Annotated in this window: 9 protein-coding genes; 6 read left to right on the top strand and 3 right to left on the bottom strand. The window is 60.6% G+C overall.

The window, feature by feature from the left end:
• Nucleotides 1–131 precede the first annotated feature (131 nt).
• From DW754_RS09615 to DW754_RS09605, 3 genes are all read right to left on the bottom strand, one after another.
• Entirely contained in the window at nucleotides 132–404 is a 273-nt protein-coding gene (locus DW754_RS09615; RefSeq protein ID WP_006235337.1) for a metal-sensing transcriptional repressor, read from the bottom strand.
• A 38-nt stretch (nucleotides 405–442) separates the two neighbouring features.
• A complete protein-coding gene (locus tag DW754_RS09610; RefSeq protein ID WP_006235338.1) occupies nucleotides 443–664 on the bottom strand; it encodes a heavy-metal-associated domain-containing protein in 222 nt (73 codons plus the stop codon).
• Nucleotides 665–811: 147 nt separating this feature from the next.
• Nucleotides 812–3,154 carry a cation-translocating P-type ATPase gene (locus DW754_RS09605; protein ID WP_117759898.1) on the bottom strand — a complete coding sequence of 781 codons (2,343 nt, stop codon included), beginning with the start codon at nucleotides 3,152–3,154 and terminating at the stop codon, nucleotides 812–814.
• 551 nt (nucleotides 3,155–3,705) lie between these two features.
• Between DW754_RS09605 and DW754_RS09600 the strand changes: the two genes are divergently transcribed.
• From DW754_RS09600 to DW754_RS09575, 6 genes are all read left to right on the top strand, one after another.
• Nucleotides 3,706–5,955: a DEAD/DEAH box helicase gene (locus DW754_RS09600; RefSeq protein WP_117833496.1), complete on the top strand. Its 2,250-nt coding sequence runs from the start codon at nucleotides 3,706–3,708 to the stop codon at nucleotides 5,953–5,955.
• Between the two features lie 681 nt (nucleotides 5,956–6,636).
• Nucleotides 6,637–7,338, top strand: a complete 702-nt coding sequence (locus DW754_RS09595; RefSeq protein WP_233508929.1) for a 4Fe-4S dicluster domain-containing protein — start codon at nucleotides 6,637–6,639, stop codon at nucleotides 7,336–7,338.
• A 343-nt stretch (nucleotides 7,339–7,681) separates the two neighbouring features.
• Complete coding sequence (locus DW754_RS09590) at nucleotides 7,682–8,194, top strand: PTS glucose transporter subunit IIA (RefSeq protein ID WP_158558588.1); 513 nt, start codon at nucleotides 7,682–7,684, stop codon at nucleotides 8,192–8,194.
• Between the two features lie 18 nt (nucleotides 8,195–8,212).
• On the top strand, nucleotides 8,213–9,067 hold the full coding sequence (locus tag DW754_RS09585; RefSeq protein WP_117759632.1) for a PRD domain-containing protein: 855 nt from the start codon (nucleotides 8,213–8,215) through the stop codon (nucleotides 9,065–9,067).
• 99 nt (nucleotides 9,068–9,166) lie between these two features.
• On the top strand, nucleotides 9,167–10,783 hold the full coding sequence (locus tag DW754_RS09580) for a PTS transporter subunit EIIC (RefSeq protein ID WP_117759626.1): 1,617 nt from the start codon (nucleotides 9,167–9,169) through the stop codon (nucleotides 10,781–10,783).
• Nucleotides 10,784–10,786: 3 nt separating this feature from the next.
• Complete coding sequence (locus tag DW754_RS09575; protein WP_117655571.1) at nucleotides 10,787–12,169, top strand: 6-phospho-alpha-glucosidase; 1,383 nt, start codon at nucleotides 10,787–10,789, stop codon at nucleotides 12,167–12,169.
• The last annotated feature ends 109 nt before the right edge of the window (nucleotides 12,170–12,278 follow it).

Below are 12,278 nucleotides of genomic sequence, written 5' to 3'. Positions count from 1 at the left end.
CCTCCCTTTTCTCGAACCTTAATTTCAAAGTCCAAGAAATGGGATGCAGTTCATCTGCACCAAGGTGGTGCAAACATACCTGTCCCCGATGCACCAAGAAGGTGCAAAGCAGTCCGTCCCCAATGCCCCAATTACTTGGAGAGCTTGTCGACGACGCGTTCGATCTCGGCGAGCTTGGCGGCTTTGAGGTCTTCGTCGCCCGATTCGATTGCCGAAGTCACGCAGCCCTCGATATGCGCCTTGAGCACGTCGGCGTTGATGCGCGCAATGAGCGCCTGCGTTGCCATGAGCTGCGTGGAAATATCGACGCAGTAGCGGTCCTCCTCGACCATCCGCAGGATGCCGTCGATCTGACCGCGTGCCGTCTTGAGCATGCGGGTCACCGATTTATGGTCTGCCATCATGGCGGGTCCTCGTTTCTGGTCGGGGTACGCGTGGGTCGTTACGCGGCGGTTACGGACAGGGCGTGGAACTTCTCGCCGGCGCCCTCGACGGCGGCGGCGAGCTGCTCGGCGGTCACGGTGTCGGCGCACTCCACCTGGACGGTCTGGGTCTCGTGATCGGCGTCGGCGTCGGTCACGCCGGCCACGTTGAGCAGTGCCGTCTCGACAGTAGCGTCGCAGTGACCGCACATAAGGCCCGAAGTCTTAATCGTGTAACGCATTGGTATTCCTCTCTGTTGTGTCGGCTTTCCCAAGCACCCGACCTTGACCTTCAAGCCGTCGCTCGCGTACCAAAGTACGCGTCGCTCCTCTTTCAGGTCAATCTCGGGCACCTGGAAAACCCGTTCTAAATGGACTTAATGGTGAGCCTATTTTGCCACTTTAGGCTTAAAGGATTTCAGGCGCAGCGCATTGCTTACGACGCAGACACTCGATAGGCTCATGGCCGCGGCGCCGAACATCGGCGAGAGCTGCCAACCGGTGAGGGGGAAGAACACGCCCGCCGCCAGCGGAATGCCGATGCCGTTGTAGAACAGCGCCCAGAACAGGTCCTGCTTGATGTTGCGGATTGTGGCACGTGACAGCTCGATGGCGCGCGCAGCATCCATGAGGTCGCTGCGCATGAGCACCACATCTGCCCCTTCTTTGGCGATGTCGGCGCCGGTGCCGATCGCAAGGCCCACGTCGGCGCGCGCCAGGGCGGGGGAGTCGTTGATGCCGTCGCCCACCATGGCGACCTTGCCGCCCGCATCCTGCAGCTCGCGCACGTGGCGTTCCTTGTCGGCGGGGAGGACGTCGGCGATGACCTGTTCGCTGCTCAGCCCCACGCGGCGGGCGATGGCCTCGGCCGTCACGCGGTTGTCGCCGGTGAGCATGCGCACGTCGACGCCGAGCTTGCGCAGCGCGGCGATGGCCCCGGCGCTCGTCTCTTTGACCTCGTCAGCCACGGCGATGGTGCCGATAAGCTCGCCGTTCTTGGCAAAGAACAGCGGTGTTTTGCCCTCGGCGGCAAATTGCTCGGCAAGACCCGCGGGCACGGTAACGCCCAACTCGTCCATCAGGCGTACGTTGCCGGCTGCAATGGCGTTTTGTCCCTCGCGCGCCGTAACGCCTCGTCCAGGCACGGCGGCAAAGTCCTCGACCATGCGCGCGACGATTCCGCGCGACTCGCACTCGGCCATAATCGCCTCGGCCAGCGGGTGCTCGCTCGAGCGCTCCAACGCGGCGGCCAGCTTGAGCAGCGCCTTTTCGCTCATGGCGGGCGAGCCGTCAACGCGCGTGGCCACCACAATGTCGGTCACGGCCGGCTTGCCGCGGGTGACCGTGCCCGTCTTATCGAGCACCACGGTGCCCACGCTGCGCAGATTCTCCAGCGCCTCGGCGCTCTTAAACAGAATGCCCATCTCGGCGCCCTTGCCGGTGCCCACCATAATGGCGACGGGCGTGGCCAGACCCAGTGCGCACGGACAGCTGATCACCAGCACGGCCACGGCGGAGGTGAGCGCCTCGTTGATGCTGCCGGTCAGTGCCATCCACGCCGCAAAGGTCACGGCCGAAATCACGAACACCACGGGCACAAACACGCCGGCGACCTTATCGGCCATGCGGGCGATGGGCGCCTTGGTGGCGTTGGCGTCCTCGACGAGCTGGATGATTTTGGCGAGCGACGTGTCGGCGCCCACGCGCGTGGCACGGAAGGTAAACGATCCGGTGCGGTTGACCGTGGCGGCGTTGACGGTGTTGCCGGCGACCTTTTCCACGGGGATGGACTCGCCGGTGAGCGCACTCTCGTCCACGGCCGAGCTGCCCTCGAGCACCACGCCATCGACGGGGATGGACTCGCCGGGGCGCACGCGCAGGACCTGGCCGGGAAGGATGCTGTCGACGTCGACGGTGGTTTCGGTACCGTCGTCGGCAACGACGGTCGCGGTCTTGGGCGCCAGGTCGATCAGCGCCTCGATGGCGCCGCCGGTTTTGGACTTGCTGCGCGTCTCAAGGTATTTGCCCACGGTGACGAGCGACAGGATCGTGCCCGCACTCTCAAAATACAGGTTGTCCATGCCCGTCATCATGGCCTCGTGCACCTGACCTGTGGCCAGCTGGTCGGCCATGATAAACATGGCATAGAGCGACCAAGCGATGGAGGCGGTGGCGCCGACGGCGATGAGAGCGTCCATGGTGGGCGCGCCGTGCACGAGTGATTTGAAGCCGTTGATAAAGTATGCGTCGTTGACGTAGACGATGGGGATGAGCAGGACAAGCTCGGTGAGGGCGAGCGTCATGCTGTGGATGTGGTCGGTGAAGATGCTGGGCAGCGGCCAGCCGAGCATGTGTCCCATGCCTATGTAGAACAGCGGAATGAGAAAGATGATTGAGATGATGAGACGGGTGCGCATGGCGGAGGCAGTGGCCTCTAGCTTTTTGGTGGGCGATTCCATATGGGTGGCGCCGGATCTGGCTTGCGTGCTGCCGTTTGAGCCGGCGGCACCGGTGCCCGCATCGACGGGCGAGGCCGAGTAGCCTGCGCGGTCGACAGCGGTGCAGATATCGTCGGGGGAGACCTGCGCGGGGTCGTAGTCGACCATCATGGAACCGGCGAGTAGGTTGACCGCGACGCTTTGGACGCCGTCGAGCTTGCTCACGGCACGGTCCACGTGCGCCTGACAGGCGGCGCATGTCATGCCGCCCACATCGAACTTATCTTGAGCCATGGCTTCTCCTTTCTGTGGCGTAGTGTTTGAATTGTTAACCTGCCGATACTATACACCCATACCCCCTGGGGGTGTCCAGTGGAGATGAGAATGTATGACATTTCGCTACAGATGCGGGTGGCTGCTCAATCGTTGGCAGCTCATGTCAAACATCTCGATCTGTAACATCTAGCGGGGAAAATGACCTCTAACTGTTACAGATCGAGATTATGTTTTGCGATGTTTGAGTTCGTCTCAATCTGTAACGTGTAGACCCGGTTTTGTCTCGTAACTGTTACAGATTGAGACAATCGGCCCAGACCCGCCCCGTCATCTGTGGTTTACGTGGGGGCATGCGAAGCGCGGGTATACTAACCGGCGGCGAATCTGCTCCATCGCTTAGGGCCGCTGCGTCTGGACGGCGCGTGATAGGGCTGCCAAAGCGATCGCCAGCGTGCTGAGCAACGTCCTCTCTGTGCGCACCTGTTTTGTATGTATTAGCGCACTACCAAGCACGCCCCGCGCGGCTGCATGCCGTGCCCATAACGCGTGCAGATAAGGAACAACAACATATGCGTAATTCTGTATCTGACGTCACGGACGCCGAGATTCTGGACGAGACCCGCGAGGCCATGACCCAGGCTGCCTTCGATGCTGCCGACGAGGCCAATGCTGCCCAGGCCGTCGAGTCCGCGACCGAGAACCTGCCCGCCTTTGACGAGCTGGGACTTTCGGACGAGATGCTTCGTGCCATCGAGAACCTGGGCTACACGGCGCCCACGCCCGTGCAGGCCGGCTCGATCCCCGTGGTGCTCGAGGGCCGCGACCTGCTTGCCGCCGCTCAGACCGGCACCGGCAAGACGGCCGCCTTCTTGCTGCCGACCATGAACAATCTGGAGCACATTGCTCCGCCCAAGCCCGTGCGCGAGCGCGGCGGCCGCAACCGCCGTCGCGGCGCCAAGAAGCCCGAGGGCAACGGCCGCGGCCCCGTGATGCTCGTCATTACCCCCACGCGCGAGCTCGCACAGCAGATCGACGAGGTCGCCAGCAAGATTGCCGACGTCACCGGCCATGTTGCCGTGACCGTCGTGGGCGGCGTGAGCTACAAGCCGCAGACCGCGGCGCTCAAGTACGGCTGCGACATTCTGGTCGCCACGCCGGGCCGTCTGGTCGATCTGATCGAGCAGGGCGCTTGCCACCTGGACGAGGTCAAGGTGCTGGTGCTGGACGAGGCCGACCGCATGCTCGACATGGGCTTTTTGCCCGCCGTCCGCCGCATCGTGCGCGAGACGCCGGCCGAGCGCCAGACGCTGCTGTTCTCGGCCACGCTCGACGAGGAGGCCGTGGGCGAGATCACCGACCTGGTGAGCGATCCGGCCCGCGTGGAGATCGCGCCTGCCACGTCGACCGCCGACACCGTCGACCAGTTTGTGTTCCCGGTGTCCATCGAGGCCAAGAACAACCTGCTGCCCGAGTTCCTCAAAAAGGAGGGCCCGGAGCGCACTATCGTCTTTATGCGCACCAAGCACCGCGCCGACAGCTGCTGCCGTCGTCTGGAGCGTAAGGGCATCAAGGCCGCCGCAATCCACGGCAACCGCAGCCAGGCCCAGCGCGAGCGCGCGCTCTCGGCTTTCCGCGACGGCACCGTCGACGTGCTGGTGGCGACCGACGTCCTCGCTCGCGGCATCGACATCAGCGATGTGCGCTACGTCGTGAACTTTGACGTGCCGGCAGAGCCGACCGACTACATCCACCGCATTGGCCGCACGGGCCGCGCCGGCGAGCTGGGCTGGGCCATCACGTTTGTGACCGAGCAGGACGTCGATGAGTTCTACGAGATCGAGAAGCTCATGGACAAGACCGCCGACATCTACGAGGCCGGCGACCTGCACGTGGGCCCCAATCCGCCCGCGGTTGATCCCGAGCGCGACCCTGCAGCCTTTAAGGTGAAGAAGAAGACCAAGCGCGGCAAGTCCAAGAGCAAGAAGAAGCTTGAGCAGGCACGTCGCGACGGCAAGCGCAACGGCGACGATTACGGTGATGTGGCCGGTCGTTCCAACCGCGGTCGCGATGAGCGTCGCGGCGACGGCGAGCGTCCGAGCCGTCCCAAGCGCGGCGGCAAGGCCCGCGTGCGCGAGGGCGTTCAGGCTCGCGTAGACGAGGCTGTTGAGAGCGTGGCCCGCGAGGTGGCTGCCGAGGAGCGCGGCGGTGCTGCCGCCGTCGAGCAGGCCCCGCGCGGTAACCGTGCCGAGCGTCGTGCCAAGCAGTTCCAGGGCGAGGCACATCGTCGTCGCCGCGAGGACGAGGACCGCGGCGGTCGTCGCCGTGTTGAGCGCGAGGACGAGGGCCGTGGTTCGCGCGGCGGCAAGCGCGGTGCGGGCGACCGCCGTCGTTCCGGTCGTGATGACGAGCGCGGTGGCCGTGATGAGCGTCGCGGCGGCGAGGGTCGCGGTGAGCGAGGTGCCCGTGGCGGTGAGTCCCGCGGCGGCAAGCGCTTTGAAGAGCGCGGTAGCCGCGGCAGCGAGCGTCGCGAGGGCGCTCGCAGCAATGGCGGCCGCGGCGGCGCTGGTCGTTCTAACGAGTCGCGCGATCGTCGTGACCCGCGTGCCAGCCGCGATCGTCGCGATGACTGGCGCAACTACGACGATACCCGCGAGGAGCGTCGTGGCGGCTATCGTGGCGGGCGTGGCGGCAACCAGGCCGGCTCCCGCGGCGGCCGCGCCGGCGGTCGCGATAACCGTGGCAGCTATGGCAACAGCCGTGGCGGCAAGCGCGGCGGCAGCTCCCGTCGTCCCGGTGACGGCGGCGGCAAGCGCAAATAACGCACGCATCGCCCGCTAGAGCGAGGTGAACCAAGGGCCCCGAGCAACTACGCTCGGGGCCCTTTTTGTTTGCCGTATCCGATCGCTAGTTCAAATGTGATTTCCTCGGGAATGCATCTAGAGGATGCCGTGGGCCTGTTTCCTACCATGCGGCAATGGGTCCCATGGGGTGCGCCGTGCATTTTTTGGAGTATTCTGCAGTTCGAGTTGTCTGCATATGATTTGACGTCGCCAACGGTGGCCTTCGGATATCCCTAGCGAGCGTTCTGAGTCAGATTTCGTCGTTTTCCGGAGCAGGGGCGCGTCATTCTCGCCATGTCGGGACTTAAAATGATACGGCGCCCTACAGTTTTGCCCATCCGCGGCGGTGCTGGCGCGGTCACGTTGCAGAATACTCCGTTTTTTGCACGGGCCAGGATGGGGTACCTTGGGAGAACACGGCGGTATCCCGTAAATATATACAATCTGTACCGTAATTTATACAAAACGAAGAGGCAGGCAGCGTAGGGTTGGTGCATTGGGGTGCTTGGTGCGCCAAAATGGGGACCCCACGTGCCGTATACTCTGGCTGGATGTGAAAACGGCTTGACGCGTTGCTGAGCGTAGGGGGAGGGTGTCTAGATGAGCGTATTTGAAATTGTGTTTAGTCCGACGGGTGGAACGGAGAAGGTGTCTTGCCTTGTGGCTGGAGCGCTGGACAAGAATACCGTTACCGTCGATCTGACCGATAGCGGGTTGGATTTCCACGAGGTCTCGATGACGAAGGACGACGTGGCTGTTATCTCCGTGCCAGCGTATGCCGGCAGAGTCCCTGCCGTGGCGGTCGACCGACTGAACATGGTTCACGGCAACGGAGCGCGGGCCGTTCTGGTGTGCGTCTACGGAAACCGCGCGTTTGAGGACACGCTCGTAGAGCTGGAGGACGTTGCGAAGCATGCGGGATTCCGGGTAATCGCGGCAGTTGCAGCCATTGCAGAACATTCCATTGCGCGACAGTTTGCTGCCGGTCGTCCGGATGTGCAGGATGCGGCGCAGCTCGCAGAGTTTGCGCAGCAAATTCAGCAAAAGCTGTTGGCTGAGGATACATCCGAGCCCTCTATTCCCGGCAATCGTCCTTACAAACAAGCCAGAGGTCACCGCATGGCACCTGAGGCAACAGAGGATTGCGTCTCCTGCGGTGCATGCGCCGCGGCGTGCCCCGTTTGTGCTATCGACAAGGGTGACCCCAAACGAGCAGCTGGCGAGGCGTGCATCTCCTGCATGCGCTGCATTGCCGTATGCCCGCGAGGCGCTCGTAAGCTTGATCCCAACAAGCTATCCGCTGTTTCCCAGATGCTGAGCAAGGTTTGCGTCGTGCGGAAGGAATGCGAGCTCTTTGTCTAGCGCATACGAAATTGGTGCAATGGGGCCAGGTTAATCTGCACCAACCTGGTGCAAACAAACCTGTCCCCAATGCACCAGAGTGAGGAGTGTCCCCGAGTGCCGGCAGAAAAGGAACGTCCCCAAGTGCTGCCTAAATACCGTTTATCGAAGAAAAAATACCGCTCACCGGTCATAATGACTATTCTGGCTTTGGGCTTGTCTACAATAGCTCCCGTAAAAAGAAATGCGGAAGGTTACCGAGTCCCTCGGACGTGGGCCTAACCAAAGTCTTTGAACGGATGCGTCTCTATGGACGCATTCGCTTGATTTTGGTTGGGCTATATTTATGAAGGGACATGCCACCATGGGTTTCTTTTCTCGCCTGATGGGCGGTTCGGATGAGCAGAAGACTGCATCTTCCGAGTTCGAAATCCTCGCTCCCGTTTCCGGCGAGCTTGTTCATCTGGAAAAAACCAATGACCCCGCTTTTAGCAGCCGTGCCGTGGGCGATGGCGTTGCCGTGGTTCCCCAAGAGGGAACGGTGTGCGCTCCTGTTTCCGGTACCGTCGCGGCGCTGTTCCCGACCGAGCATGCACTGGGCATCATGTCCGACGACAGCTCTGCTCAGGTGATGCTGCATATCGGAATCGACACTGTTAAACTTGAGGGCAAGGGCTTCCATGCGCTTGTTGCCCAGGGTGACCATGTCGACGCGGGCCAGCCCCTCGTTGAGGTCGATTTTGACGCGGTCCGCGCCGCCGGCTTCGATCCCACGGTCTTCGTTATTGTATGCGAGCGTTCGGAGAACTCGACTCTTCGTGAGCACGCTTCCGGCCCTGTTGCTGTTAAAGAGCCTGTCGTCTGGCTTTCCGAGTAAATTCTTTTGGTGGGTACCGTGGTTATCAAGCGAGTTTTCAACAATAACGTCGCAATGGTCACTTCGGACGATGGCTCCGAGCTCATTGTCATCGGTCGAGGCCTCTGCTTTGGCCGTCATGCCGGCGACGCTATCGATGAAGCATCGGTCGAAAAGACCTATGCGCTGCAGGAGGGCACTTCTCAGGATTCGCGTACGATTGACCGCTTGGCACATCTTTTGGAGTCTATTCCCACCGTCAACCTCGTGATTTCCGAGGACATTGTTCAGATGCTCCGTCGAGAGCTCAATGTTGATGTCAACGACAAGATTCTCATTGCTCTTGCAGACCATATCAGCCTTGCTTTGGAGCGCGAGCGCAAGGGCGTCCCCTGCGAGAATCCGTTGCTGCTCGAGATCCAGCAGTTCTATCGCAAGGAGTATGCGCTTGCGGGCCGTGCGCTGCAGATTGTCAAGGAGTATATGGGCATCCAGATGAGCGAAGAAGAGCAGGGTTTTATTACGCTGCATATCGTCAACGCCACCATGCCGCAACGCTCCGACCGTCTCATCATCTCGGTCCAGCTTGTTCGCGACGTGCTCGCGATTGTTTCCGAGCGCTATGCTACGACCCTCGATGACACCTCGCTGCCCTATGAGCGTTTCGTCCGCCACCTGCAGTTTTTCGCGCAGCGAGCGCTCGATCCTGCGGCCGGGCAAATCAATGGCGACGCGCTGTTCCGAATCGATGAAACGGCGTATCCGTGCGCATTCTCGTGCGCGGACGCCATAGCCGCCCACTTGTCGTCTACCTATAACGTTGTCGTTACCAATGCCGAGAAGAGTTATCTCGCGTACCACATTGTTAACCTGCTTGGAGAACCTGGTCTCTAGGCATAACGTGCCCACACATCGATTGATATAAGGCAGGGCTTATGGCCTTGTCCAGGGCACATCTGTCTCAATTTGCGGAAAAGGAAGGGGAGTACCGCTATGACCGCAAAAAAGAAGTTCAATTTCAAAGCGCCGTTGGAGGTGTTCGCGAAGTCAATCGTTCAGCCGATGATGTATCTCTCGGTTGCCGGCATTCTGCTCATCGTGGGCATTATTCTGACCAACAAGACCATCTGCGCCGTGATCCCTGTGCTGGGCTCCGGTCCGTTCCAGCTTGTGGGCGCCGTTGTCTATCAGTCGCTGATGTTTATCATCAACAACCTCTCGATTTTGTTCTGCGTGGGCATCGCCGGCGCCATGGCAAAGAAGAACAAGGGCCATGCTTCGCTGATTGCCCTGATGTCGTTCTTCCTGTTCCTGCAGGCTAACAACATCGTGCTCAACGCCACCGGCTCTCTTGCCGAAGCGAGCGGCATGCTCGGTCTTACCGGAACCGGCCAGGCCACCGTTATGGGCATTCAGGTGCTCGATACCGGCGTGTTTGGCGGCATCATTCTTGGTTGCATCACCGGTGCCGTGTTCAACAAGTACTCGAACAAGCAGTTCCCCATTGCCCTTTCGATGTTCTCGGGCGTTCGCTTCCCGTTCCTGATCATGATCATCATCTCCTGGATCATGGGCGCTGGCTTCTGCATCGTTTGGCCTCCGGTTCAGGGCGCCATCTCCTCCGTTGCCGGCATCATTAAGGAGTCGGGCAACATCGGTCTGTTTATCTACGGCATGCTCAACAAGCTGCTCGTTCCCACCGGCCTGCACCACCTCATCTACACCCCGTTCCAGTTCTCCGATGTGGGCGGCACCCTTACGCTGGGTGATCAGGTTATCGCCGGCGCCTATCCCATCCGTGTTGCCGAGATGGCGATGACGGGCCAGCCCTTCTCCGATAGCACGTATTTCAACAGCTACACCTTCAACAACCTGTGGCCCTACATCGGTATCGGTCTCGCCTTTATCTTCACCGCTTACAAGGGGAACAAGGATAAGACCAAGGCCGTTATCATCCCGCTGATCATCACCGCCGTGCTTTCCTGCGTCACCGAGCCCATGGACTTCCTCTTTGTCTTTGCCGCTCCCGTGCTCTTTGTCGTTCACTCGGTTCTTTCCGGTATCTTCCTGGTCCTGCTCAAGGTCCTCTCCGTGCCCGCTTCGACTGCAGGCGGCATCATCAACATCGTGGTTTCCAACCTGGTCCTCGGTGTCGATAAGACCAACTGGCCGGTCATGCTGGTGCTTGGAGTCGTCAACGCCGCTCTGTACTTCTTCCTCTTCACCTTCCTTATCAAGAAGCTCAACCTCCACACGCCTGGTCGCGAGGAAGAGTCCGAGCTTGCTGAGTCCGTTGCCGAGGGCGAGGCCGCCGCGTCTGTCGCGGTGAAGCAGGGCGCTGTTGCCGCGGCCCCCGCAGAGGGCGTCGATGCAGGTATTGCCGACCTGGTCGCAGGTCTTGGCGGCAAGGACAACATCGAGGAGCTCGAGAACTGCTTTACGCGTCTCCGCGTGAACGTTAAGAACCCGGACCTCATCAATGAGGACCTCATCAACCATGTGCCCAACAGCGGCATCAACCGCAACGGCAATAATATCCAGATCATCTTTGGCATGAAGGTCGCCGAGATGCGCGACAAGGTCGAAAACGCAATTGAGAAGGAGCAGTAAACAATGATCATTACTCTGTGTGGTGGCGGATCCACCTTTACCCCCGGCATCGTCAAGTCCATCGCTCTTCGCAAGGACGAGCTCGACGTTGACGAGATTCGTCTGTACGACATCAACGAGGAGCGCCAGCGCAAGATCGGCGTGCTCGTGGACTGGATTCTGCACGAGGACCTCGGCCTGGACATCAAGCTCACGGTGACCACCGACAAGAAGACGGCTTTTACCGACGCGAGCTTCGTGTTTGCCCAGATGCGCGTGGGCGGCTACGCCATGCGCGAGCAGGACGAGAAGATTCCGCTGCGTCACGGCTGCGTTGGTCAGGAGACCTGCGGTTGCGGCGGCCTTGCCTACGGCATGCGTACCATCTTCCCCATGGTCGAGCTGATCGATGACGTCGAGAAGTACGCCAAGAAGGACTACTGGATTCTCAACTACTCCAACCCTGCTGCCATCGTCTCTGAGGGCTGCCGCGTGCTGCGTCCCAACGCTCGCATCATCAACATCTGCGACATGCCGATCGCGATCATCGACGTGGTTTGCGCCGCACTCGATATCGACAAGAAGGATGTCGAGTACGATTACTTTGGCCTCAACCACTTTGGTTGGTTCACCTCGATCCGCCACAAGGGCGAGGAGGTGCTCCCGCAGCTGCGCGAGTACATCAAGGAGCATGAGATTCTGCTGCCCGACTCCTACCTCAAGGGCATGGGCTCGCTCATGGCAAAGAAGCCCGAGGAGGCCACTGACGAGCACCCCGAGCAGAACCGCCACACCAAGGGCAGCTGGTACTACGTCTGGAAGGGCGAGTACGAGATCATGGAGTGCTTCCCGGAGTACCTGCCTAACACGTATCTGAACTACTACCTGCAGCAGAAGGAGTTCGTCGAGCATTCCAACCCCGAGCGCACCCGTGCTAACGAGGTTGAGGAGACGCGCGAGAAGAACCTCTTCGACGGCATCGACCACTACGAGAAGACGGGCGAGATCGACGAGAGCACGTTCTATGCGGGCAGCCACGGCGACTGGATTGCCGATCTGGCTATCGCTCTGAAGAACGACACCAAGCAGCGCTTCCTGGTCATTTGCGAGAACAAGGGCGCTATCCCCAACATGCCCTACGACGCTATGGTCGAGCTGCCTGCCTACATTGGCAAGAATGGCCCCGAGGTCATCAGCCGCGACAACATTCCTCTGTTCCAGCAGGGCCTCATGATGCAGCAGCTGAACTCCGAGAAGCTCGTGGTCGAGGCTACGATCGAGGGTTCTTACGAGAAGGCGCTCAAGGCCTTTACGCTGAACAAGACCGTGCCTTCGATGAAGGTCGCCAAGGAGGTTCTCGACGACATGATCGAGGCCAACAAGGGTTACTGGCCCGAGCTTAAGTAAAAGCAACAGGGTCGCTGGCCGCATACCTGGAGCAATGCCCCGTCCACGTGATTGCGTGGGCGGGGCATTGTCATTTGGTAACGCGTTTTACCAAATATGGCATTTATCT

The sequence above is a fragment of the Collinsella sp. AM29-10AC genome (assembly GCF_003469085.1).
GTDB lineage: Bacteria > Actinomycetota > Coriobacteriia > Coriobacteriales > Coriobacteriaceae > Collinsella.
This window is presented reverse-complemented; position numbering and strand designations above follow the sequence as displayed.

Bases quoted from the DNA above. Each gene is read 5' to 3' on its own strand.
- DW754_RS09575 (WP_117655571.1), top strand. From the start codon at position 10,787: ATGATCATTACTCTGTGTGGTGGCGGATCCACCTTTACCCCCGGCATC.
- DW754_RS09605 (WP_117759898.1), bottom strand. From the start codon at position 3,154: ATGGCTCAAGATAAGTTCGATGTGGGCGGCATGACATGCGCCGCCTGT.
- DW754_RS09610 (WP_006235338.1), bottom strand. From the start codon at position 664: ATGCGTTACACGATTAAGACTTCGGGCCTTATGTGCGGTCACTGCGAC.
- DW754_RS09615 (WP_006235337.1), bottom strand. From the start codon at position 404: ATGATGGCAGACCATAAATCGGTGACCCGCATGCTCAAGACGGCACGC.
- DW754_RS09600 (WP_117833496.1), top strand. From the start codon at position 3,706: ATGCGTAATTCTGTATCTGACGTCACGGACGCCGAGATTCTGGACGAG.
- DW754_RS09580 (WP_117759626.1), top strand. From the start codon at position 9,167: ATGACCGCAAAAAAGAAGTTCAATTTCAAAGCGCCGTTGGAGGTGTTC.
- DW754_RS09590 (WP_158558588.1), top strand. From the start codon at position 7,682: ATGGGTTTCTTTTCTCGCCTGATGGGCGGTTCGGATGAGCAGAAGACT.